This window comes from Streptomyces luteosporeus (assembly GCF_039532865.1).
Classification (GTDB): Bacteria; Actinomycetota; Actinomycetes; order Streptomycetales; family Streptomycetaceae; genus Streptomyces; species Streptomyces luteosporeus.
Window position 1 is genome coordinate 173,629 of sequence record NZ_BAAASL010000005.1, and the last position, 23,110, is coordinate 196,738.

Here is a 23,110-nt window from a genome sequence, read left to right on the forward strand (position 1 = left end):
GTTCCTCACTGCGGGGAGTCAGTGGTGTCGGTGGTGGGCGTCGGCGCGGGCCGCAGCGCCAGCGCCTCGGTGACGGCGTCGGCGACCTCGTCCGGCGTGCGGCCGCCGGTGGTGACGACGGCGGCGGCCACCTCGGTGTACAGCGGCCGGCGCTGCTCCATCAGCTCGCGCCAGCGCTTGCGCGGGTTGACGGCCAGCAGCGGGCGCGGGGCGTCCAGGCCGACGCGGCGCACGGCGTCGGCCAGGTCGACGTCGAGGAAGACCACCGGCAGGCCCTTGAGCAGGGCCCGGGTGCCCTCGTCCATGACGGCGCCGCCGCCGAGGGCGAGCACGCCGGGGTGCTCGGCCACGGCGGCGCGCACGGCCTGCCGCTCCAGCGCGCGGAAGTGCGGCTCGCCCTCGTCGATGAAGATCTCCGGGATGGGCTTGCCCGCGGTGGCCTCGATGTCGGCGTCGGTGTCCCGGTAGCCGGTGCCCAGCCGCTCGGCGAGCAGGGCGCCGATGGTGGACTTGCCCGCGCCGGGCGGGCCCACCAGGACGACGAGGGGCGGCGGGGTCACTTGATGGCCAGGTTCTCGAGGTAGCCGCGGATGTTGCGGCGGGTCTCGGCGACGCTGTCGCCGCCGAACTTCTCCACCACCGCGTCGGCCAGGACGAGGGCGACCATGGCCTCGGCGACGATGCCGGCGGCCGGCACGGCGCAGACGTCGGAGCGCTGGTGGTGGGCCGCGGCCGGCTCGCCGGTGGTGACGTCCACGGTGCGCAGCGCGCGCGGGACGGTGGCGATGGGCTTCATGGCGGCACGGACGCGCAGCAGCTCGCCCGTGGTCAGACCGCCCTCGGTGCCGCCGGAGCGGCCGGAGGCGCGGCGGATGCCGTCCTCGGTGGGGACGATCTCGTCGTGCGCCTTGGACCCGGGCACGCGGGCCAGCTCGAAGCCGTCGCCGACCTCGACGCCCTTGATCGCCTGGATGCCCATCAGCGCAGCCGCGAGGCGCGCGTCCAGGCGGCGGTCCCAGTGGACGTGCGAGCCGAGGCCGACGGGGACGCCGTAGGCGAGGACCTCGACGACGCCACCGAGGGTGTCGCCGTCCTTGTGGGCCTGGTCGATCTCGGCGACCATCGCCTTGCTCGCGTCCTGGTCGAGGCAGCGCACCGGGTCGGCGTCCAGCCGCTCGACGTCGGCGGGCGTGGGGTACACGCCGTAGGGGGCCTTGGCGGAGGCGAGCTCGACGACGTGGGAGACGATCTCGATGCCGGCCGTCTCCTTCAGGAAGGAGCGGGCCACGGCGCCGAGCGCGACGCGAGCGGCGGTCTCCCGGGCGGAGGCGCGCTCCAGGACGGGGCGGGCCTCGTCGAAACCGTACTTCTGCATGCCGGCGAGGTCGGCGTGGCCGGGGCGGGGGCGCGTGAGCGGGGCGTTGCGGGCCAGCTCGGCGAGCTCGGCCGGGTCCACCGGGTCGGCGGCCATGACCTGCTCCCACTTGGGCCACTCGGTGTTGCCCACCATGACCGCGACGGGCGAGCCCATGGACAGGCCGTGCCGGACGCCGCCGAGGAAGGTGACCTCGTCGCGCTCGAACTTCATGCGAGCACCGCGCCCATAGCCGAGGCGCCGCCGCGCCAGGTGGTCCGCCACCATCTCCGTGGTGATCGGCACGCCGGCGGGCAGACCCTCCAGCGTCGCAACCAGTGCGGGGCCGTGCGACTCCCCCGCGGTCAGCCAGCGCAACCTGCTCAACGGTGCTCCTCAGTAGCCATGGCCATGCGAAATGCTCGCTCCGATCCTCCCACGAGCCGCCGGTGGTCCCGGCACAGGTCCACGGTACGGACGGATCGGTACGGAATGCGGGCGTCCGCTGCAGGATCCGTCAGGTCCCGCGGGCGGCCAGCGCCGCCTCGCCGGCGGCGCGCATGGCGGCCAGGGGGGCCGGGGCGCGGCCGGTCATGAGCTCGACCTGCAGCACGGCCTGGTGCACCAGGAGGTCCAGGCCGCCCAGGACGGCGCCGCCGCGGGCGCTCCAGGCGGCGGCCAGCGGGGTGGGCCAGGGCTCGTACAGCACGTCGAAGAGCGTCCCGGGCCGCTCGGGCACGGCCGCGGCCAGGGCGTCGGTGGCGCCGGCCGGCGTGGTGGAGACCACCAGCGGGGCGCCCAGGGCCTCGGCGGCGCGGGTCCAGTCCGCCGTGCGGACGGGCACGCCGAGCCGCTCGCCCCAGTGCCGCATCTCGGCGGCGCGCTCGGGGCTGCGGACGTACGCGGTGACCTCGCCGGTGCAGATGCGGGCGAGGGCGGCGAGCGCGGAGGAGGCGGTGGCGCCGGCGCCAAGGACGGCGGCGGACTCCACCTTCTCCACGCCCCGCTCGCGCAGGGCCGCGATCAGGCCGGGGATGTCGGTGTTCTCGCCCAGGCGCCGGCCGTCGCCGGTCAGGACGAGGGTGTTGACGGCCTCGACGGCCTCGGCGGTGGGGCTGATCTCGTCGAGCAGGGGGATGACGGCCCGCTTGAGGGGCATGGTCAGCGACAGCCCGGCCCAGGTGTCGTCGAGCGTCTCGACGAAGCAGGGCAGGGCGGCCTCGTCCACCTCGAACCGGTCGTACGTCCACTCCGCCAGGCCCAGCTCCGCGTAGGCGGCGCGGTGCAGCACGGGCGAGAGCGAGTGCGCGATGGGCGAGCCGAGGACGGCGGCCCGGCGCCGGGCAGTCATCGGGCGGCCGCCTTCTTCTGCTTGCTCTCCTGCTCGTAGCGCTGCCGGTTCTTGTTGTGCTCCTCGTTGGTCACGGCGAACAGCGTCTCGTTCTCGTTGATCGACACGAAGTAGTACCAGGGGCCGGCCGCCGGGTTGAGGGCGGACGTCAGCGCCTCCAGGCCGGGGTTGTCGATGGGGCCGGGGGGCAGGCCCTTGATCTTGTAGGTGTTGTACGGGTCGTTGAACTTCCGCAGGTCGCTGACGGCGCCGGTGTCCAGCGTGCTGGTGTTCTTGGCGTAGTTGACCGTGGAGTCGAAGTCGAGCAGGCCGTAGGTCTCCTTGTTGTCCGGCTTGAGCCGGTTGTAGATGACGCGGGAGACCTTGTCGAAGTCGTGCTTGTAGCGGCCCTCGGCCTGGACGAGGCTGGCGACGGTGACCACCTGCAGCGGCGACTTCAGGCCGAGCTGCTGGGCCTTGCCGACGACGTCCTGCTTGTCGTAGTTCTCCTTGGCCCGGGCGACCATCTGGCGCAGGACGTCCTCGGGCTTGGTGCCCTTGCCCGCGCTGTACTGCGAGGGGAAGAGGAAGCCCTCCAGGGGGTCCTTGATGCTGGACTCGCCGCCCGCCCACTCGGGCAGGCCGAGGTTCTTCGCCTGGCTGCGGGCGACGTTCTTGGTGGTGCCCGCCGGGATGCCGAGCTTCTTGTCGATCGTCGCGTAGACCTCGCCGGCGCGCAGGCCCTCGGCGATGACGAGGAAGTTGGCGGAGTTCGTCATCATCGCGACGGCCGCCTTGCCGGACATCTCCTTGTGCAGGCTGTACGTGCCCGGCTGGATGGACGCCTTGGCCGCCGCCTCGGTGAAGGCGCCGACGCTCTTGACCACGCCGGCCTTCTCCAGGACCTGGCCCATCTGGGTCAGGGAGGCGCCCTTGGGGATCTCGACCTGGACCTGGCCGCTGCCCTCGCCGTCGTAGTCGGGCGCGGCGCCGTAGTGGGTCTGCCAGTAGTCGTAGGCGAGGTAGCCGCCACCGCCCACACCACCGACGAGGACCACGGCGACCAGCAGGCAGGCGGTGCCGCTGCGGCGCTTGTTCTTCTTCTCGCGCCCCTTGTCGCGACCCTTGCCCTTGCCGCGGCGCTCGCGGCCGCGCTCCTCGGCGGCGGGTTCCGGCTCGTCGCCGGGCAGCGGCTCGTCGGCGGGGTCGTCGAAGAGGGAGATCCGCTCCTCGCCGGGCTCGGAGTGCCAGGTCTCCTGCGCGGGCGGGACCGGCGCCGGATGCGCCCCGGTGTCGTGCGGGCCGTGCCGTTCCCCGGCGTACGGCTGCTGGGGCACCTGGGCCTGCTGGGGGGCGTGCGGCTGCTGGGGGATGTGCTGCTGAGGCATGTGCTGCTGGGGGTATCCGCCGGGCTGCCCGGCCGGGTTCGCCTGGTCGTAATAGGCGCCCTGCTGGCCGCCGTACGTGGTGGTGTTGCCGCCGTGGCTCGCGTAGGGGTCGCCGTGGCCGGCGGGGTAGGGACTCCCCGCGCCCTGCGAGGAGTCCCAGCCGCCGTACTGCTGCTGCGGACCGGGGTGATGGGGCTGCGCCGGCTGCTGCCCGTACTGCTGCCCGTGGTACCCCTGGTCCCCGTACAGGGGATCCTCCGGGTGCCACGGTTGGGAGCCGGAACCCCGGCCGTACTCAGTCATCTGTCCCCTAGAGCCGCACAGCGGCAGCCGTTGAGCGCTCGGTGAGCGCGAGAGTCCGATGCCTGGTCCTGCCCGGAAGACATTCGAACAGCTGCCATGTCGCGCGGAACGTTACCGTATTGCGATCAGATGACCACTTCGACGGTCTCCCCCGGCGGACGCCCGGAGACCTTCTCGGTCTCCAGGGCGTTCTGCAGGATGACCACGGCGGCCGCCTGGTCGACGACCGAGCGCCCCTTCTTGGAGCTGACGCCCGAGGCGCGCAGCCCCTGGGTCGCGGTGACCGTCGTCATCCGCTCGTCGACCAGCCGGACGGGCACCGGCGCGATGCGCCGGGCCATCTCCTTGGCGAACGTGCGGACCTTGGCCGCGGCCGGCCCCTCTCCCCCCTTGAGGGAGCGGGGCAGACCGACGACGACCTCAAGGGGCTCGTACTCCGCGACGATCGCCACCAGCCGCTTGTGGGCCTGCGGGATGTCACGTCCCGGCACGGTCTCGACCGGAGTGGCGAGGATCCCGTCGGGGTCGCACGAGGCGACCCCGATCCGGGCGTCCCCGACGTCCACGGCGATGCGCCTGCCGCGTCGCACGGCCTCAGGCCGCTTCCGCGACGAGGCGCTCGACGGCGGCGATCGCCTCGTCGACGGCCTCGGGGTTCTGACCGCCGCCCTGGGCGACGTCCGGCTTGCCGCCGCCACCGCCGCCGAGGGTCTTGGCCGCGGTGCGGACCAGGTCGCCGGCCTTCAGGCCGCGCTCGCGAGCGACCTCGTTGGTGGCGATCACGGTCAGCGGGCGGCCGCCCGCCACGGTGAACAGGGCCACGACGGCCGGGCGGCCGCCGGTGATGCGCCCGCGCACGTCCAGCACCAGCTTGCGCAGGTCGTCGGCGCCCGTGCCGTCCGGCACCCTGCCCGCGACGAAGGCGACGCCGTGGATGTCCTTGGCGCCCTCGGCCAGACCGGCCGCGGCCTGCAGGACCTTCTCGGCGCGGAAGCGCTCGATCTCCTTCTCGGCCTCCTTGAGCTTGGCGAGCATGCCCGAGATCTTCTCCGGCAGCTCCTCCGGGCGGCCCTTGACCAGCTCGGTGAGCTGGGCGACGACCGTGTGCTCCTTGGCCAGGAAGTTGTAGGCGTCGGCACCGACGAGGGCCTCCACGCGGCGCACGCCGGAGCCGATGGAGGACTCGCCCAGCAGCTTGACCAGGCCCAGCTGGGAGGTGTTGTGCACGTGCGTGCCGCCGCACAGCTCCTTGGAGAAGTCGCCGATGGTCACCACGCGCACGCGCTCGCCGTACTTCTCGCCGAACTCGGCGATGGCGCCCTGCTTCTTGGCGTCCTCCAGGCTCATCACCTCGGCCTGGACGTCCAGCTCGCGGGAGAGGACCTCGTTGATGCGCTGCTCGACGTCGGTCAGCACGGTGCCGGGCACGGCGGTCGGCGAGCCGAAGTCGAAGCGGAAGCGGCCCGGGGAGTTCTCCGAACCGGCCTGGGCGGCCGTCGGGCCCAGCGCGTCGCGCAGCGCCTGGTGGGTGAGGTGGGTGGCGCTGTGGGCGCGGGCGATGGCGCGGCGGCGCCGGACGTCGATCGCGGCGTAGGCGGAGGCACCGACGGTGACCTCGCCGACCTGGACGACGCCCTTGTGGACGTGGACGCCCGGGACGGGCTTCTGGACGTCGCGGATCTCGATGACGGCGCCGTTGTCCAGCTTGATGCGGCCGGTGTCGGCGAGCTGGCCGCCGCCCTCGGCGTAGAAGGGGGTGCGGTCGAGGACGACCTCGACCTCGTCGCCCTCGGAGGCGGCCGGCGAGGGCAGGCCGTCGACGAGCAGGCCGACGACGGTCGACTCGCCCTCGGTGAGGGTGTAGCCGGTGAAGTCGGTGGCGCCGGCGGTGTCAGCCACCTCGCGGTAGGCGGACAGGTCGGCATGACCGGTCTTCTTGGCCTTGGCGTCGGCCTTGGCCCGCTCCCGCTGCTCCTTCATCAGGCGGCGGAAGCCGTCCTCGTCCACCTTCAGGCCCTGCTCGGCGGCCATCTCGAGGGTGAGGTCGATCGGGAAGCCCCAGGTGTCGTGGAGCAGGAACGCCTTGTCGCCGGCGAGGACCGTGCCGCCGGCGGCCTTGGTCTCGGTGACGGCGGTGTCGAGGATGTTGGTGCCGGCCTTCAGCGTCTTGAGGAAGGCGGCCTCCTCGGCGAGCGCGACGGTCTCGATGCGCGAGCGGTCGGTGATCAGCTCCGGGTACTGCTGGCCCATCGTGCGGATGACGACGTCGAGCAGCTCGGCGACGACCGGGCCGGTGGCGCCCAGCATGCGCATGTTGCGGATGGCGCGGCGCATGATGCGGCGCAGCACGTAGCCGCGGCCCTCGTTGCCGGGGGTGACGCCGTCGCCGATGAGCATCGTCGAGGTGCGCAGGTGGTCGGCGACCACGCGCAGGGAGACGTCAGTGTCCTTGCTGTGGCCGTAGCGGACGCCGGTCAGCTCGGTGGCCTTGTCGATCACGACGCGCAGGGTGTCGGTCTCGTACATGTTCTGCACGCCCTGCAGGATCATCGCCAGGCGCTCCAGACCGAGGCCGGTGTCGATGTTCTGGGCGGGCAGGTCGCCGAGGATCGGGAAGTCCTCCTTGCCCTCGCCGGCACCGCGCTCGTACTGCATGAAGACCAGGTTCCAGATCTCCACGTAGCGCTCGTCGTTGACGGCCGGGCCGCCCTCGATGCCGAACTCCGGGCCCCGGTCGTAGTTGATCTCGGAGCACGGGCCGCACGGGCCGGGCACGCCCATGGACCAGAAGTTCTCCTTCTTGCCCAGGCGCTGGATGCGCTGGGCGGGCACGCCGACGACGTCGCGCCAGATGCGCTCGGCCTCGTCGTCGTCCAGGTAGACGGTGATCCAGAGCTTCTCCGGCTCCAGGCCGTAGCCGCCCTCCGCCACGGGAGTCGTCAGCAGCTCCCAGGCGTACTTGATCGCGCCTTCCTTGAAGTAGTCGCCGAAGGAGAAGTTGCCGCACATCTGGAAGAACGTGCCGTGTCGGGTGGTCTTGCCGACCTCCTCGATGTCCGGCGTGCGCACGCACTTCTGCACGCTGGTGGCGCGGGTGAAGGAGGGCTTCACCTCGCCGAGGAAGTACGGCTTGAAGGGCACCATGCCCGCGTTGACCAGCAGCAGGGTCGGGTCGTCCGCGATGAGCGACGCCGACGGCACGACGGTGTGCCCGCGCTCCTCGAAGAAGCGCAGCCAGCGCCTGCGGATTTCAGCCGACTCCATCAGTGGTCCTCTTTCCGGGTGAGCGTGTGGTGGGGGTGGGGCGGTTCGAGCGCGACCAGGCGGCGCTGCTCGGGAAGTGCACGGGGCTCGGGGGGCGCGGCGTTCAGGCCGAGCGCCTCCTTGAGCGCCTCTTCCCGGTGTGCCATGCCGTCGCGCACGTCGAGTGCGAAGAGCTTGACCTTGCGGCCGGCGACGACCGCCCGGTCCGCCGCCTGCAGGGCCAGGCTCTCCGGAGTGAGCTTGGCCAGCTTGCGGTTGACCTTGGTGGTGGCCCACACACCGGCTGCTACACCGGTGGTGAACCAGAAGGCGCGGCGGAACATTTCTGGGTCAGCCCTTCCCACGGGTACGGCGGCCGCCGCGCCGGGCGGACGGGAGCGTCCGGCCGGCGAGAACGGTGCTCTGCTGCTGTGCCTCGGGCGCTGCCTTGCGGCCGATCGCGCGGCGCACGCCGTAGCTGAACGCGGCGACCTTGACCAGGGGCCCGCCGAAGGCGGTGGAGACGGTGGAGGACAGCGCGGAGGCGTTCGCGGTGACCTCCTGGACGTCCGCGGTGATCGAGTCGACGCGGGCGAGCTGGTGGTTCGCCGAGCGGACGGTCGCGGAGGCGTCGGCGAGCAGGGGCACGGCCTGCTCGGAGATGTCGGAGACCAGCCGGGTGGCGGCCTTCAGCGTCTGCGCGAGCCGCACCAGGGCCAGCGCGATGAACGACACCAGGATCGCCCAGAAGACGGCCACGAGGATCCCGGCCACCTCTCCACCGGACACGCTGCACCGCTCCCTAGCTGTTGCACGTCACTACTGGTCGTACCGACCTTATCGCGCCGGGCGCACCGGCCCGTACCGCATTACCGGGCCGTACGCGCGCGTCCGGCTCCGGGAACGCGCAAGCCCGCCGGCTCGCCGCCGCAGGGGCGGGCGAAGTCGGCGGGCAGGGCGAAGAAGGGAGTTGCTGCGTCCGCGTCAGCGGGCGTAGTACTCGACGACCAGCTGCTCGTCGCAGATGACCGGGATCTCCTTGCGGTTCGGCTCGCGGTCCAGGCGGAAGGCCAGCGCGGCCAGGTTGACCTGGAGGTAGCGCGGGGTCTCGCCGTCGGCGGCGAAGCCACCGGCGCGGGCCGTCTCGAAGAGGGCCTTGGAGCGGCTGCGCTCGCGGACCATCACGACGTCGTTCGGGCGGACGCGGAAGGACGGCTTGTCGACCTTCTTGCCGTTGACCTCGAGGTGGCCGTGGACGACCATCTGGCGGGCCTGGTAGATGGTGCGGGCGATGCCCGAACGCAGGACCAGGGCGTCGAGACGGCGCTCGAGCTCGACGACCAGCGCCTCGCCGGTCTTGCCCTCGGCCTTCTTGGCGCGGTCGTAGGCGCGCGCCATCTGCTTCTCGCTGATGTCGTACTGGGCGCGCAGACGCTGCTTCTCGAGCAGACGGACCTTGTAGTCCGAGTTCTGCTTGCGGCCACGGCCGTGCTCACCCGGCGGGTAGGGGCGGGCCTCGAAGTACTTGACGGCCTTCGGGGTCAGCGCAATGCCGAGCGCACGAGACTTCTTGACCTTGGGACGCGACTGGTTAGGCACGTTCTCCAGACCTCCGTTGATAAGTTAGGTTAGGCTTACCTTACTCAAGGAGATCGCATGTCTCGTCCGGGGAACACCAGTCACATCACGGACAGCACGAAAGGATCCACGAAGGGATCCGACGCTTCAGAAGGCGTCGACGTGACGGAGGTCCGATCAGATCGTGGTCAGCCGCGTCCCAGCGGACTTGAGATCGCCCGGATGCCGTCAGCAGCCGAACGCACACGAACTCTCGTACAGAGTACATGCTCCGCGGCCCTGCTGATTCCAGGGGCCCCCGCAACCGAGCCGCTGCACGTGCTGGAGCCGCGCTCCGTGGGCCGAAGCGGCGAGATCCTGCTGGGCGGCGGGCACCTCAACGGGACGACCACCGCGGTGCTCGAACTCGTCGACGTCGCCCCGGTCGCCGTGCGCGACCGCATCCGCGGCCGGGCCCGCATCACCGGCCGGCTCACCCGCGCCGACGGCGTCCTGCGGCTGGAGCCGGCCGCAGCGTACGTCGACGACCTGTGGGGCGCGCAATCCGTCACCCCCGAGGACTTCGCCCGCGCCTCCGCCGACCCGCTGGCCTCGTACGAGGCGGAACTGCTGCAGCACCTGCACGTGGGCCACGACGACCAGGTACGGGCGCTGGCGGCGCTGCTGGACATGCCGGGGTGCGCCTCGGCGGTGCCCCTGGCCCTGGACCGCTTCGGCCTGCGGGTGCGCTTCACCTTCGCGGGCGCGAGCGGCCACGTGGACGCCCGCTTCGAGTTCCCCCACCCGGTGGGCGACATCCGCGCCCTGCGCACCGAGATGCACCGCCTCTTCGCCTCCGCGGGCCTGTAGCGCCTGCGCCCCGCAAGGGGCGCGGGGAACTGCGCGATCAGCCACCGACGGCCCGCAGCCGAGGCGCCACGGCTTGTCGCGCCCGCGCGGCGGAGCCGCAGATCGACACTGCCCCGCGCCCCTTACGGGGCACCGCGGCCTACTCCCCCTGCGGCTCGCCCCGCAAGCGCGAGCGGACCCGCTCCACCACGTCCGCGTAGCGCGCCTCCGCCCCGTACCGCGTCGGCTCGTAGTACCGCTTGCCGTGCACCGCGTCCGGCGCGTACTGCTGCGCCGCGATCCCGCCCGGCACGTCGTGCGGGTAGACGTACCCCTGCCCGTGCCCCAGTTTCTGCGCGCCCTTGTAGTGGCTGTCCCGCAGGTGCGCGGGGACGGGGCCGGCCAGGCCCGCCCGTACGTCCGCCAGGGCCGCGTCGATCGCCAGGTACGCGGCGTTGGACTTCGGGGCCAGGGCCAGCGCCACCGCGACCTGGCTCAGGGTGATCCGCGCCTCGGGAAAGCCGATCATGGCCACGGCCTGGGCCCCCGCGACGGCCGTCTGCAGCGCGGTGGGGTCGGCCAGCCCGATGTCCTCGCTGGCGGAGATCATCAGCCGGCGGGCGATGAACCGCGGGTCCTCCCCCGCCTCGATCATGCGCGCCAGGTAGTGCAGCGTGGCGTCGACGTCCGAGCCGCGGATGGACTTGATCAGCGCGCTGGCCACGTCGTAGTGCTGGTCGCCGGCTCGGTCGTACTTCACGGCCGCGCGGTCGACCGCGGCCTCCAGCGTCTCCAGGGTGATCTCCGCCTCGCCCTGGGCGAGGGCCGAGCCGGCGCCCGCCTCCAGGGCGGTCAGCGCCCGGCGCGCGTCCCCGCCGGCGATGCGCAGCAGGTGGGCCTCGGTGTCCTCGGGGAGCGTGACCGCCCCGCCGAGGCCCCGCTCGTCGGTGAGGGCGCGGTGGATCAGGCCGCGCAGGTCGTCGTCGGTCAGGGCCTGCAGGGTCAGCAGCAGGGAGCGCGAGAGCAGCGGCGAGATGATCGAGAAGTAGGGGTTCTCCGTGGTGGCCGCGATGAGAGTGACCCAGCGGTTCTCCACGGCGGGCAGCAGGGAGTCCTGCTGGGCCTTGCTGAAGCGGTGGATCTCGTCGAGGAAGAGGACGGTCTCCTTGCCGTAGCCGCCCGAGGCGCGGCGGGCGCCGTCGATGACGGCCCGGACCTCCTTGACGCCCGCGGTGATCGCGGAGAGCTCCACGAAGCGCTTGTTGGTGGCCTGGCTGACGACGTAGGCCAGGGTCGTCTTGCCGGTGCCGGGCGGGCCCCAGAGGATCACCGAGGAGGGGCCGGCGGGCCCGCCGCTGCCCTCTCCCACGAGGCGGCGCAGCGGCGAGCCGGGCCGCAGGAGATGCCCCTGCCCGACGACCTCGTCGAGGTTGCGGGGACGCATGCGGACGGCCAGCGGGCTGGCCGCCGGGTCCTTCTCCTGGCGGTCCTCTGCGGCTGCGGTGAACAGGTCGGGCTCCACACCGAAACCCTAAGCCCTGCCTCTGACACCACCGCCCGATCGCGCCGGGCGCCCGCAGGTCAGGCGGTGCCGCCCGTCCAGAACCACCACCACTTGGTGAGGATCAGCATGCCGATCACGCCGATCCACAGCACCGGGACGACCCAGTGGAACTCCAGCAGGCCGCGGCGCAGGCCCTCGGGCACCCGGATGAAACGGTGCCGGATGTTCTGCAGCGTGACGTACCAGAACATGACGATGGTGGCGACCCAGGCCAGGCAGCACCACAGGCACAGCGAGCCGATGACGTACAGCGACTGGTACTGCAGCCACGTGACGAAGCCGACGCCGAAGAGGCAGCCGGCCTCCATGCCCAGCCAGTACCAGCGGCGGTAGCGGGCCCCGGCGAACAGCCCCATGCCCACCGCGATGATCACGGAGTAGGCGACCAGGCCGATCATCGGGTTCGGGAACCCGAACGCCTTGGCCTGCGCGCTCTCCATGATGTTTCCGCAGGAGACGATGGGGTTGAGGCTGCAGCCGGGGGTGAAGGTCGTGCCGGCGACCTTGGCCTCGAGGATCTTGAGCTTGTCGATCGTGATGACCCACGAGGCCAGCAGACCGGCGGCACCGGTGATCACCAGCAACCACGCGAACGCACGGCTCGCACCCACCGCCCCGGTGGCCGGAACGCCCCGCCCCGCGTCGTCGGTGTCGGAGCGGTCGAGTGCCGAAGTGGTCATAGCGCTGTCGATCCCATCAGTAGGCCGTTGCCGCCCATTCTGCACCAGCAGTCTGTGAATCAGCCTTGGGCCGAAAGGACTTCACTCACAACGGTGGCGAGGGCCACGGCCTTCTGCTCGCCGCTCTCCAGGTCCTTCAGCTGCACCACGCCCTCGGCCAGATCCCGTTCGCCGGCGACGAGCGCGAAGCGGGCGCCGGAGCGGTTGGCGGACTTCATGGCGTTCTTCAGGCCCTTGCCGCCGAAGGCGAAGTCGGTGGCGACGCCGGCCCGGCGCAGCTCGGTGACCGTGCCGAAGAGGACTCGGCGGGCCTCCTCGCCCAGCGGCACGGCGAAGACCTGGGTGGCCGCGGGCAGTTCGAGCTCGATGCCCTCGGCCTTGAGGGCCAGCACCGTGCGGTCGACGCCGAGCGCCCAGCCGACGGACGGCAGCGCGGGGCCGCCGATCATCTCGGAGAGCCCGTCGTAGCGGCCGCCGCCGCCAACCGCGGACTGCGAGCCGAGGCCGTCGTGGACGAACTCGAAGGTGGTGCGGGTGTAGTAGTCCAGGCCGCGGACCAGCTTGGGGTCGTCCTCGAAGGCGACACCGGCGGCGGTCAGCAGCTCGCGGACCTGCTCGTGGTACTCCTTGCACGCCTCGCACAGGTGGTCGCGCAGCATGGGGGCGCCGACGAGCTGCTTCTGGACGGCCTCGCGCTTGTCGTCGAGGACGCGCAGCGGGTTGATGTCGATGCGGCGGCGGGTGTCCTCGTCCAGGTCCAGGCCGCGCAGGAAGTCCTGCAGGGCGGCCCGGTAGGCGGGGCGGCACTCCTTGTCGCCGAGCGAGTTCAGCAGCAGGCGGAAGTTCTTCAGGCCGAGCGAGCGGTAGGCGTCGACGGCCAGGATGATCAGCTCGGCGTCGAGGGCCGGGTCCTCCGCGCCGATGGCCTCCGCGCCGACCTGGGAGAAGTGGCGGTAGCGGCCGGCCTGGGGGCGCTCGTAGCGGTAGTACGAGCCGGAGTACCAGAGCTTGACCGGCAGGTTGCCGGCCTTGTGCAGGTTGGCCTCCAGCGCGGCGCGCAGGACGGAGGCGGTGCCCTCGGGGCGCAGGGCGAGCTGGTCGCCGCCGCGGGTGGTGAGGGTGTACATCTCCTTGGTCACGATGTCGGTGGACTCGCCGACCCCGCGGGAGAACAGCTCGACCTGCTCGAAGCCGGGGGTCTCCACGTAGCCGTAGCCGGCCCGCTTGAGCGGCGCGGAGATCGCCTCGCGCACGGCGAGGTAGGTCGCCGAGTCGGGGGGAAGGAGGTCGTAGGTGCCCTTGGGGGCCTTGAAGGTGCTCACGGAATTCTCGTCACATTCCTCGTCGCGGAGCCGGGGATCCGGCTCCGAAGCCGGCGGCCACCTCACGCAGGTAGGGGTTGGTGGCGCGCTCACGGCCGATGGTCGTCTGGGGGCCGTGGCCGGACAGCACCACGGTCGAGTCGTCCAGGGGCAGGCACACGCGTGCCAGCGACCGGAGCATCTCGCCGTGGTCACCGCCGGGCAGGTCGGTGCGTCCGATGGAGCCGGCGAACAGCAGGTCGCCGGAGAAGAACACCGAGGGGATCTCGGAGGTCTCCGGCAGCCTGAAGGTCACCGACCCCTTGGTATGGCCGGGCGCGTGCGCGACGGTGAGCTCCATGCCGGCGAGCTGCAGCGTGCTGCCGTCGGACAGCTCCCTGAGGTCGTCCGGCTCCCCGACGGTCAGCTCGCCCATGAGCGGCTGCCCGATGGCGCGGCCCAGGGCCTTCTCCGGGTCGCTCATCATGTAGCGGTCGTCGGGGTGGATCCAGGCCGGGACGTCGTGGGCGCCGCACACCGGGACGACCGAGGCGACGTGGTCGATGTGGCCGTGGGTGAGGACGACGGCGACGGGCTTGAGCCGATGCTTCTTCAGTGCTTCCTCGACGCCGGGGGCCGCCTGGTGGCCCGGGTCGATGATCACGCACTCCTCGCCGGCGGCCGGGGCGACCAGGTAGCAGTTGGTCCCCCAGGCTCCGGCGGGGAACCCGGCAATGAGCACGTTCGTCCTTAATGATCGGCAAGTCTGACAGGCGGTTGCCCGGTCCGCGGCCCCCGTGCGCGGGGACCAGTCGGTCCGGATCGTCGTGGATGCAGCCTACCGGCGGCACTCCTGCCGCCGCGAACCCGTATACGGTACGGGCGACACTCGCGATTCGCGGCTCATGACATGCGACGAGACGGCACGAGGAGAGGACCCGGTGGTCACTAACGAGCAGCGGCGGCGCCAGCTCGCCCGGGAGAAGTTCGAGCGGCAGCAGCAGCGCCGCGAGGCGGCGCGGCGCAAGGCCCGCCTGCGGAACGCGGTGATCGCCGGCGGGCTCGCCGCGGTGCTGGCCGCGGGAGCGGGGGCGTACGCGGCCGGGGCGTTCTCCGGCGACGGCAAGAAGAACACGGCCGCCGACGCCTCCCCCGACGCCCTGCCGTCCGCGAAGAAGGGCCCGGACCCGTGCGCCAGGCCCGCGCCGGGTTCGCCGTCGGCGAAGACGTGGAAGTCGGAGCCGGAGATGACGGTCGACAAGTCCGCGTCGTACGCGATGGAGCTGAAGACGACCTGCGGCACGATCGACCTCAAGCTGGACGCGGCGAACGCCCCCCATACGGTCAACTCCTTCGACTTCCTGGCGAAGGAGGGCTTCTTCGACCACTCGAAGTGCCACCGCCTGACCACCGCCGGCATCTACGTGCTGCAGTGCGGTGACCCGAAGGGCACCGGCACGGGCGGCCCGGGCTACACGATCGAGGACGAGAACCTCAAGGACTCGAAGCTCAAGGGCAACGTCTACCCCGCGGGCACCGTCGCCATGGCGAACACGGGCCAGCCGCACACCGGCGGCAGCCAGTTCTTCCTCGTGTACCAGGACAGCCAGCTGCCGCCGCAGTACACGCCGTTCGGCACGATCGGCCCCGAGGGCATGAAGACGCTGAAGAAGATCGCCGACGCGGGTGAGAACTCGGGCGCCGGCGACGGGGCGCCGAACGCCACCGTGGTGATCGACAAGGCGACGGTGACCAGAAGCTGACGCCCGGACGGCGAAATTTCGGTCGCGCGGGATACGGACAGCCGGGCCGCCGTTCGCCTATGTTGGCGTTGTGTAGGGTGCCTGCTCCGACGGCCTTTGCGCACCCGGATGATCAAGCCGTCGGACCGGCCAGGGCGCGGCTCTGCCCGGAACAACTGTGGACGATGCGCGCGGGCCGCACACGGCCCCGGCATCATGTGGAGGAGGCGCTGTGAGCAGCGACCCGTGGGGCCGCGTCGACGAGACGGGGACCGTGTACGTGCGTACTGCCGACGGTGAGCAGGTCGTCGGCTCGTGGCAGGCGGGGTCTCCCGAGGAGGCGTTGGCCTACTTCGAGCGCAAGTACGAGGGCCTGGTCGTCGAGATCGGCCTCCTCGAGCGCCGGATCAGGACCACCGACCTGTCGGCCAAGGACGCGATGACCGCCATCGATCATCTGCGCACCCAGGTCGACGAGCACCACGCGGTGGGTGACCTCGACGCGCTGCGGGAGCGGCTGGACAAGCTGGTCGCCGCCGTCGAGTCGCGCCGCGAGGAGCGCAAGGCGGCCAAGGCCAAGGCGACCGAGGAGGCCCGTACGGCCAAGGAGGCGCTGGTCGCCGAGGCCGAGGAGCTGGCGGCGAGCGAGCAGTGGCGGTCGGCCGGCGAGCGGCTGCGCTCCCTGGTCGACACCTGGAAGGGCCTGCCGCGGCTGGACCGCAAGACCGACGACGAGCTGTGGCACCGCTTCTCGCACGCCCGCTCGGCGTTCTCCAAGCGCCGCAAGGCCCACTTCGCCTCGCTGGACGCGCAGCGCGAGGACGCCCGCAAGATCAAGGAGAAGCTGGTCGCCGAGGCCGAGGCGCTCTCGGGCTCGACGGACTGGGGTCCGACGGCCGCGCGCTACCGCGAGCTGATGGCGGACTGGAAGGCCGCCGGGCGGGCGCAGCGGGAGGCCGAGGACGAGCTGTGGGCCCGGTTCCGGGGCGCGCAGGACGTCTTCTTCCAGGCCCGCAGCAAGGTCTTCGCCGAGCGGGACGCCGAGCAGCAGGGCAACCTGACGCTGAAGGAGGAGCTGGTCGTCGAGGCCGAGAAGCTGCTCCCGGTGACGGACCTGAAGGCGGCGCGGGCGGCGTTCCGGTCGATCAACGAGCGCTGGGAGGCCATCGGCCATGTGCCGCGGGACGCCCGGCCGCGGATCGAGGGCCGGATGCACGCGGTGGAGCGCGCGATCCAGGAGGCCGAGGAGGCCGAGTGGCGGCGCACCAACCCCGAGGCGCGGGCGCGTGCGGCGGGGCTGACGGGCCAGCTGCAGGCGGCGGTCGACAAGCTGCAGGAGCAGGTCGACAAGGCGCGTGCGGCGGGCAACGAGGCCAAGGCCAACAAGCTCGCGCAGGAGCTGGAGGGCCGCAAGGCGCTGCTGGACCAGGCCCTGAAGGGCCTTGAGGAGTTCGGCGGCTGAGCAGCCACGGATGCGTGATGAGTAAGGGGCTCCGGCTAGTGCCGGAGCCCCTTACTCGTGCCCGCTGCTGCGGCGCTACGGCCTGCGCGCCGAGGTCACGCGGTAGACGTCGTAGACGCCCTCCACACCGCGCACGGCCTTGAGCACGTGCCCGAGGTGCTTGGGGTCGCCCATCTCGAAGGTGAAGCGCGAGGTGGCCACCCGGTCGCGGGAGGTCTGCACGGCCGCCGAGAGGATGTTGACGTGCTGGTCGGACAGCACCCGGGTGACGTCCGACAGCAGCCGGGAGCGGTCGAGGGCCTCGACCTGGATGGCGACCAGGAACACGGACGACTGGGTGGGCGCCCACTCCACGTCGAGGATCCGCTCCGGCTGCTGCGAGAGCGAGTCGACGTTGACGCAGTCCGCGCGGTGCACCGAGATGCCGTTGCCGCGGGTGACGAAGCCGATGATCGGGTCCCCGGGCACCGGGGTGCAGCAGCGGGCCAGCTTGACCCACACGTCGTCGACGCCCTTGACCACCACGCCCGGGTCGGCACTGGTGCGCCGCTTGGAGCGGCCGCGGATGGGGGCGGTCTCCTCGATGTCCTCGGTGGCCGCGTCCTCGCCGCCGAGCGCCTGGACGAGCTTTTGCACCACGCCCTGGGCCGCGACGTGGCCCTCGCCGATCGCGGCGTACAGGGAGGAGATGTCGGGGTAGCGCATCTCGTGCGCGAGGGTGACCAGGGAGTCGCCGGTGAGGATGCGCTGGATCGGCAGGTTCTGCTTGCGCATGGCCCGGGCGATGGCGTCCTTGCCCTGCTCGATCGCCTCGTCGCGGCGCTCCTTGGAGAACCAGGCACGGATCTTGTTGCGGGCCCGCGGGGACTTCACGAAGCCCAGCCAGTCACGGGAGGGGCCGGCACCGGGGGCCTTGGAGGTGAAGACCTCCACCAGGTCGCCGTTGTCGAGGGTCGACTCCAGCGGTACGAGGCGGCCGTTGACCCGCGCGCCTATGGTGCGGTGGCCGACCTCGGTGTGCACGGCGTAGGCGAAGTCGACGGGCGTGGCACCCGCCGGGAGCGCTATGACGTCACCCTTGGGCGTGAAGACGAAGACCTCGTTGCGCGAGAGGTCGAAGCGCAGCGACTCCAGGAACTCGCCCGGGTCCTCGGTCTCCTTCTGCCAGTCCAGCAGCTGCCGCAGCCACGCCATGTCGTTGATGGCGTCCTTGTCCTTGCCGGACGTGCGCGGCACGTCGGTACGGATCTTGGAGGCGCCGGCGACCGCCTCCTGCTTGTACTTCCAGTGCGCGGCGATGCCGTACTCGGCGCGGCGGTGCATGTCGAAGGTGCGGATCTGCAGCTCGACGGGCTTGCCCGAAGGTCCTATGACCGTCGTGTGCAACGACTGGTACATGTTGAACTTGGGCATCGCGATGTAGTCCTTGAACCGCCCGGGCACCGGGTTCCACCGGGCGTGGACGGTGCCCAGCGCCGCGTAGCAGTCGCGGACGGTGTCGACGAGGACGCGGATGCCCACCAGGTCGTAGATCTCGGCGAAGTCGCGGCCCCGCACGATCATCTTCTGGTAGACGCTGTAGTAGTGCTTCGGCCGGCCGGTGACGGTGGCCTTGATGCGGGCGGCGCGCAGATCGGCCTGGACCTCGTCGATGACGGTGGCCAGGTACTCGTCGCGCTTGGGGGCCCGCTCGGCGACCAGGCGCACGATCTCGTCGTACATCTTGGGGTAGAGGATCGCGAAGGCGAGGTCCTCCAGCTCCCACTTGATGGTGTTCATGCCCAGCCGGTGCGCCAGCGGGGCGTAGATCTCCAGCGTCTCGCGGGCCTTCTTCTCCTGCTTCTCCCGCTTGAGGTACCGCATGGTGCGCATGTTGTGCAGGCGGTCGGCGAGCTTGATGACCAGGACGCGCGGGTCCTTGGCCATGGCGACGACCATCTTGCGCACGGTCTCGGCCTGGGCGGCCTCGCCGAACTGCACCCGGTCCAGCTTGGTGACGCCGTCGACGAGCAGGGCGACCTGGTCGCCGAAGTCGCGGCGCAGGTCCTCCAGGCCGTACTCGGTGTCCTCGACGGTGTCGTGCAGCAGGCCGGCCATCAAGGTGGCCGGGTCCATGCCGAGCTCGGCGAGGATCGTGGTGACGGCCAGCGGGTGGGTGATGTACGGGTCGCCGCTCTTGCGCTTCTGGCCGCGGTGCCAGCGCTCGGCGACCTGGTAGGCACGCTCGATCTGGCGCAGGGTGCCGGCGTCCGCCTTGGGGTCGTTGCCGCGCACGATGCGCAGCAGCGGCTCCAGGACGGGATTGTACGGGCTCTGCCGCTGCACGCCCAGGCGGGCGAGGCGGGCGCGCACCCGGCTGGAGGAGCCGGTGCGGGGCGCGGGGCCGGACGTGGCCGAGGGCCGGGCCGGGGCGCCGGCGGGCGGCTGCGGCGCGGTCCGGTACTGCGGGGTGCCCGCGCTCGTGCGCTCGCCCCGGGCGGCCGTGCCGCCTCCGGCGGCGTCCGGGCGGGCCGGGGGCGTGCCGCCGGACGCCGCGGCGTCGGGGCTCGGCTTGTCCGGCTGGGCGGCGGTGAGCGGCTGGACCTCGTCTGGCAAGAGCACTCCCTCAAGCGTTCCGGCCCCCCGGTCAGGTCCGGACTGCCATGGTATCGATCCCGGCCACCCCGGCGCTCGGCGCCGGGCTGCGGCCGGACTCCCGCACGGGGTCCGCAAGGAGCCGGCAAGGGGTCTGCCCGGGAAAACACCGGGCGGGCACCGGATGTTTCCCGGTGCCCGCCTGGGGGTTTTCGTACCTGCCCGCGCGTGCGGACCTAGACCGTGATCAGCGCGTGCAGCGGGGCGCCGGCCAGGGACCGCTCCAGCCGCTGCCGGCCGGCCAGGAAGCCGAGCTCCATGAGCACGGCGACACCCGCCACCTCGGCACCGGCGCGGCGGATCAGCTCCAGCGAGGCCTCGGCGGTGCCGCCGGTGGCCAGCACGTCGTCGATGACCAGCACGCGGTCGCCGGCGGCCAAGGCATCGGCCTGTATCTCGATCTCGGCGCTGCCGTACTCCAGGTCGTAGGCCTGGGACAGCGTCTCGCCCGGCAGCTTGCCGGCCTTGCGGACGGGCACGAAGCCGCGGCCGGCACGGACGGCCACGGGGGCGCCGAGGATGAAGCCGCGGGCCTCCAGGCCCATGACCTTGTCCACCGCGTAGTGCTCGCACAGCTCCGCGAACGCGTCAGTGAGCGCGGCGAAGGCCGGGGCGTCGGCGAGCAGCGGGGCGATGTCCTTGAAGACCACGCCCGGCTTCGGGTAGTCGGGCACGTCGCGGATGTGGCCGAGCAGCAGCTCCCGCAGGCCCTGCTCGGTGCGGGCGGCGCTCATCGGCGCTTGCCCGACGGACGACCGCGGCCGCCGCGGCCCCGGCCGGCGGAATCCTGACGCTGGCCGACGAGGCCGGCGACGTCCTGCGGCTCCTCGTCGCCGCCCTCGGCGCTCCCCGTACCGGCCTCGGCCTTGGCGGCGTCGGCGGCACGGCGGGCGCGCACGCGCTTGGTGAGCGCCTTCATCTGCGGGTCGCGTTCCTTGAGGTCGGCGACCAGCGGGGTGGCGATGAAGATCGAGGAGTAGGCACCGGCCGCGAGGCCGACGAAGAGGGCGAGGGAGATGTCGTTGAGCATGCCCGCGCCGAGGAAGCCGCCGCCGATGAACAGCAGGCCGGCGACCGGCAGCAGCGCCACCACGGTGGTGTTGATGGAGCGCACCAGGGTGCCGTTGAGGCTGCGGTTGGCGATCTCGCTGTAGGTGAAGCGGGTCTGCTTGGTGATGTCCTTCGAGCTCTCCTTCAGGCCGTCGAAGACGACGACGGTGTCGTAGAGCGAGTAACCGAGGATCGTCAGCAGACCGATCACGGTGCCCGGGGTGACCTCGAAGCCGACGAGCGCGTAGATGCCGACGGTGATGGTGAGGTCGTGGATCAGGGCGACCAGGGCGGCGAGCGCCATGCGCCACTCGAAGGCGATGGCGAGGTAGACGACCACCAGGATCATGAAGATCCCCAGGCCCCACCAGGCCTTGCTGGCGATCTGCTCACCCCAGCTGGGGCCGACGATGTCGGTGTTGACCTTGTTGGTGGAGATGCCCAGCTTCTTGGCCAGGGCGTCCTGGGTCTTGCGCGACTGGTCGGTGCTGAGCTCGCTGACCTGGACGCGCAGGGTGCCGTCACCGAGCTTCTGGACCACCGCGGTGTGGCCGGAGGCCTCCTCCGCGGTGTGCCGGGCCTGGACCTCGCTGACCGAGGTCTTGGGCGTGGTGAAGACCGCGCCGCCGGAGAACTCGATGCCCATGTTCAGGCCGCGCACCGCCAGGCCGACGATGGCCGTGATGGTGATGAGGATCGAGATGCCGTACCAGATCTTCCGCTTGCCGACGAAGTCGTAGCCGACCTCGCCGCGGTACAGCCGGGCGCCGAGAGTGCCGAGTCGCGACATCTCACGCCTCCTTCGGGTCGACGGTGGCGGAGGGGCGGCGGCGGGAGGCCCGCAGCGGCGGCTTGGCGCCGAGCCGCTTGGGGTCGAGACCGGACCAGGGGTGGCCGCTGGCGAAGAACTTGCGGCGGGCGAGGAGCGTCATGAGCGGCTTGGTGAAGAGGAAGACCACGACGACGTCGAGCAGCGTGGTCAGGCCGAGGGTGAACGCGAAGCCCTGCACCTTGCCGACGGTGACGATGAAGAGCACCGCGGCGGCGAGGAAGGAGACGAAGTCGGAGACCAGGATCGTGCGGCGGGCGCGCGGCCAGCCCCGCTCCACCGCCGGGCGCAGGGTGCGGCCCTCGCGGATCTCGTCCCGGATGCGTTCGAAGTAGACGATGAAGGAGTCGGCGGTGATGCCGATGGCGACGATGGCACCGCAGACGGCCGGCAGGTTCAGCGCGAAGCCGATGGCCGAGCCCAGCAGGACCATGATCGTGTAGGTGAGCACCGCGGAGCACGCGAGGCTCGCCAGGGCCACCAGGGCCAGGCCGCGGTAGTACGCCACCAGGTAGATGATGACCAGGGCGAGGCCGATCGCACCGGCGATCAGGCCCGCGCGCAGCTGCTCGCCGCCGAGCGCCGGGGAGACCGTGGTCTCGGTGACGACGTCGAAGGACAGCGGCAGGGCACCGTAGGACAGGACGTTGGCCAGGTCCTGGGCGCTCTGCTGGGTGAAGCCGCCGGAGATCTCGGCCTGGCCGCCACCGATGGAGGTGCTGACGGACGGGTCGGAGACGACCTCGCCGTCCAGGACGATCGCGAACTGGTTCTGCGGCGCCGGCTTGGCGGCCAGCTGGCCGGTGACCTGCGCGAACTTCTTGGCGCCGGTGGAGTTGAACTTCAGCTGGACGAGCCAGCCCTTGCCGCTCTGGCTGTCGAAGACGGCGCTGGCGCTGTCGACGGTGACACCCTCCACGGCCACCGGGCCGAGGATCTCCTTGACGCTGCCGTCCTTGCGGCAGGCGACGATGGAATCGGTGGGCTTGGCACCGGAAGCGGCCTCGTTCGCCAGGGCGCGGCTCTCCTTGGTGGAGCAGTCCAGGGCGTCGAGCTTCTTCTGCAGGGTGGCCATGTCACCCGTGGCCGGGGCGGGCGTGGGCGCCGGGGTCGGCGGGGCGTCCTTCGGGGCGTCGGCCTTCTTGCCGTCGTCGGTCTTCTTGCCGTCCGTGGCGGTGGCGGTGACCTTGGGCGACGGGGTGCCGTCGGCCTTGAGGGCGTCGGTCACGGGGCGGCCCTGCGGGCTCGCCGGGGCGGAGGGCTTGCCGGACGACTTGGTCTTGTCGTCGGACGCGGCGTCGCCGCCGGCCTTCTCGGCCGCCTTGTCCTTGTCCTTGCCGTTGCCGGAGGCGCTCGGGCTGGGCGCGGGCGTGGGCGGCACCTTGATGCCGGGGGCCGTGGCCACCACGGGCCGGAAGCCGAGCTGGGCGGTGGTGCCGACCTGCTGACGGGCCTGCTTCGCGTTCGTCCCCCGCGGGATGTTCACGATGATGTGCTTGCCGCCCTGCGTCTGGACCTCGGACTCCGAGACGCCGAGACCGTTGACACGCCGCTCGATGATGCCGACGGCGGTGTTCATGTTGGTCTCGTTGATCGCGTTGGGCTTGCCCGGCTGGTTCTTGGCCTCCAGCGTGAAGCTGGTGCCACCCGCCAGGTCGATGCCCAGGCGCGGCGTGGTGTGCCCGGAGGCGAACATCCCCCCGGTGAGCGCCACCATGACGATCAGGATGAAGGCCAGGACTCTGCCCGGCCTGCCCTGGCCGCCCGGGGACCTACGGCCCTTCTTCGGTGCTGCCACCTTGTCGTTTCTCCCTGTCCAACCGT

20 protein-coding genes are annotated in these 23,110 nt (G+C 71.7%); 3 read left to right on the forward strand and 17 right to left on the reverse strand.

Features of this window, described 5'->3' with window-relative positions; translation table 11 throughout:
* Positions 1-5 precede the first annotated feature (5 nt).
* The 9 genes from ABD361_RS07940 to rpsD all read right to left on the reverse strand — a co-directional run bounded on the left by ABD361_RS07940 (position 6) and on the right by rpsD (position 9,217).
* Complete coding sequence (locus ABD361_RS07940) at positions 6-560, reverse strand: shikimate kinase (protein ID WP_344434113.1); 555 nt, start codon at positions 558-560, stop codon at positions 6-8.
* Positions 557-1,741 (reverse strand): chorismate synthase, encoded by a 1,185-nt coding sequence (gene aroC, locus ABD361_RS07945; protein WP_344434115.1) that lies wholly within the window; start codon positions 1,739-1,741, stop codon positions 557-559. Before aroC ends, ABD361_RS07940 begins: the two co-directional genes overlap by 4 nt.
* A gap of 130 nt (positions 1,742-1,871) precedes the next feature.
* Entirely contained in the window at positions 1,872-2,705 is an 834-nt protein-coding gene (locus ABD361_RS07950; protein WP_344434116.1) for a shikimate dehydrogenase, read from the reverse strand.
* Entirely contained in the window at positions 2,702-4,375 is a 1,674-nt protein-coding gene (gene mltG, locus ABD361_RS07955; RefSeq protein ID WP_344434117.1) for an endolytic transglycosylase MltG, read from the reverse strand. Before mltG ends, ABD361_RS07950 begins: the two co-directional genes overlap by 4 nt.
* Before the next feature lie 125 nt (positions 4,376-4,500).
* Positions 4,501-4,965 carry a Holliday junction resolvase RuvX gene (ruvX, locus tag ABD361_RS07960; protein ID WP_344434118.1) on the reverse strand — a complete coding sequence of 155 codons (465 nt, stop codon included), beginning with the start codon at positions 4,963-4,965 and terminating at the stop codon, positions 4,501-4,503.
* A gap of 4 nt (positions 4,966-4,969) precedes the next feature.
* Positions 4,970-7,639 (reverse strand): alanine--tRNA ligase, encoded by a 2,670-nt coding sequence (alaS, locus tag ABD361_RS07965; protein ID WP_344434119.1) that lies wholly within the window; start codon positions 7,637-7,639, stop codon positions 4,970-4,972.
* Complete coding sequence (locus ABD361_RS07970) at positions 7,639-7,962, reverse strand: DUF6167 family protein (protein ID WP_344434120.1); 324 nt, start codon at positions 7,960-7,962, stop codon at positions 7,639-7,641. Before ABD361_RS07970 ends, alaS begins: the two co-directional genes overlap by 1 nt.
* Before the next feature lie 7 nt (positions 7,963-7,969).
* Positions 7,970-8,407 (reverse strand): DUF948 domain-containing protein, encoded by a 438-nt coding sequence (locus tag ABD361_RS07975; RefSeq protein WP_344434121.1) that lies wholly within the window; start codon positions 8,405-8,407, stop codon positions 7,970-7,972.
* A gap of 195 nt (positions 8,408-8,602) precedes the next feature.
* The gene (gene rpsD / locus ABD361_RS07980; RefSeq protein WP_344434122.1) at positions 8,603-9,217 is read right to left on the reverse strand and encodes a 30S ribosomal protein S4; all 615 of its coding nucleotides are present in this window, start codon (positions 9,215-9,217) and stop codon (positions 8,603-8,605) included.
* A 201-nt stretch (positions 9,218-9,418) separates the two neighbouring features.
* Between rpsD and ABD361_RS07985 the strand changes: the two genes are divergently transcribed.
* Positions 9,419-10,045, forward strand: coding sequence for a DUF2470 domain-containing protein (locus ABD361_RS07985; protein WP_344434123.1), 627 nt, complete (start codon positions 9,419-9,421; stop codon positions 10,043-10,045).
* 139 nt (positions 10,046-10,184) lie between these two features.
* Here the strand turns inward: ABD361_RS07985 and ABD361_RS07990 are convergent, their stop codons facing one another.
* From ABD361_RS07990 to ABD361_RS08005, 4 genes are read right to left on the reverse strand one after another with little or no spacing between them, the layout of a single operon-like run.
* Positions 10,185-11,546 (reverse strand): replication-associated recombination protein A, encoded by a 1,362-nt coding sequence (locus ABD361_RS07990; protein ID WP_344434124.1) that lies wholly within the window; start codon positions 11,544-11,546, stop codon positions 10,185-10,187.
* 59 nt (positions 11,547-11,605) lie between these two features.
* Positions 11,606-12,268 carry a vitamin K epoxide reductase family protein gene (locus ABD361_RS07995; protein ID WP_344434125.1) on the reverse strand — a complete coding sequence of 221 codons (663 nt, stop codon included), beginning with the start codon at positions 12,266-12,268 and terminating at the stop codon, positions 11,606-11,608.
* A gap of 59 nt (positions 12,269-12,327) precedes the next feature.
* Positions 12,328-13,590 carry a histidine--tRNA ligase gene (gene hisS / locus ABD361_RS08000; RefSeq protein WP_344434126.1) on the reverse strand — a complete coding sequence of 421 codons (1,263 nt, stop codon included), beginning with the start codon at positions 13,588-13,590 and terminating at the stop codon, positions 12,328-12,330.
* 10 nt (positions 13,591-13,600) lie between these two features.
* The gene (locus ABD361_RS08005; protein WP_344434127.1) at positions 13,601-14,311 is read right to left on the reverse strand and encodes an MBL fold metallo-hydrolase; all 711 of its coding nucleotides are present in this window, start codon (positions 14,309-14,311) and stop codon (positions 13,601-13,603) included.
* A gap of 199 nt (positions 14,312-14,510) precedes the next feature.
* Between ABD361_RS08005 and ABD361_RS08010 the strand changes: the two genes are divergently transcribed.
* Positions 14,511-15,332 (forward strand): peptidylprolyl isomerase, encoded by an 822-nt coding sequence (locus ABD361_RS08010; RefSeq protein WP_344434128.1) that lies wholly within the window; start codon positions 14,511-14,513, stop codon positions 15,330-15,332.
* 211 nt (positions 15,333-15,543) lie between these two features.
* Entirely contained in the window at positions 15,544-16,773 is a 1,230-nt protein-coding gene (locus ABD361_RS08015) for a DUF349 domain-containing protein (protein ID WP_344434129.1), read from the forward strand.
* A 75-nt stretch (positions 16,774-16,848) separates the two neighbouring features.
* Here the strand turns inward: ABD361_RS08015 and ABD361_RS08020 are convergent, their stop codons facing one another.
* The 4 genes from ABD361_RS08020 to secD all read right to left on the reverse strand — a co-directional run bounded on the left by ABD361_RS08020 (position 16,849) and on the right by secD (position 23,084).
* A complete protein-coding gene (locus ABD361_RS08020; RefSeq protein WP_344434130.1) occupies positions 16,849-19,368 on the reverse strand; it encodes a RelA/SpoT family protein in 2,520 nt (839 codons plus the stop codon).
* Between the two features lie 215 nt (positions 19,369-19,583).
* Entirely contained in the window at positions 19,584-20,141 is a 558-nt protein-coding gene (locus ABD361_RS08025) for an adenine phosphoribosyltransferase (RefSeq protein ID WP_344434131.1), read from the reverse strand.
* Complete coding sequence (gene secF, locus ABD361_RS08030) at positions 20,138-21,247, reverse strand: protein translocase subunit SecF (protein ID WP_344434133.1); 1,110 nt, start codon at positions 21,245-21,247, stop codon at positions 20,138-20,140. Before secF ends, ABD361_RS08025 begins: the two co-directional genes overlap by 4 nt.
* A gap of 1 nt (position 21,248) precedes the next feature.
* Complete coding sequence (gene secD / locus ABD361_RS08035; RefSeq protein WP_344434134.1) at positions 21,249-23,084, reverse strand: protein translocase subunit SecD; 1,836 nt, start codon at positions 23,082-23,084, stop codon at positions 21,249-21,251.
* Positions 23,085-23,110 lie beyond the last annotated feature (26 nt).

What these genes read in the sequence shown, in the direction of transcription:
- ABD361_RS08025 (WP_344434131.1), bottom strand. Translation starts at nt 20,141, where the DNA reads ATGAGCGCCGCCCGCACCGAGCAGGGCCTGCGGGAGCTGCTGCTCGGC.
- ABD361_RS07970 (WP_344434120.1), bottom strand. Translation starts at nt 7,962, where the DNA reads ATGTTCCGCCGCGCCTTCTGGTTCACCACCGGTGTAGCAGCCGGTGTG.
- ABD361_RS07985 (WP_344434123.1), top strand. Translation starts at nt 9,419, where the DNA reads ATGCCGTCAGCAGCCGAACGCACACGAACTCTCGTACAGAGTACATGC.
- mltG (WP_344434117.1), bottom strand. Translation starts at nt 4,375, where the DNA reads ATGACTGAGTACGGCCGGGGTTCCGGCTCCCAACCGTGGCACCCGGAG.
- ABD361_RS07950 (WP_344434116.1), bottom strand. Translation starts at nt 2,705, where the DNA reads ATGACTGCCCGGCGCCGGGCCGCCGTCCTCGGCTCGCCCATCGCGCAC.
- ABD361_RS07995 (WP_344434125.1), bottom strand. Translation starts at nt 12,268, where the DNA reads ATGACCACTTCGGCACTCGACCGCTCCGACACCGACGACGCGGGGCGG.
- secF (WP_344434133.1), bottom strand. Translation starts at nt 21,247, where the DNA reads ATGTCGCGACTCGGCACTCTCGGCGCCCGGCTGTACCGCGGCGAGGTC.
- alaS (WP_344434119.1), bottom strand. Translation starts at nt 7,639, where the DNA reads ATGGAGTCGGCTGAAATCCGCAGGCGCTGGCTGCGCTTCTTCGAGGAG.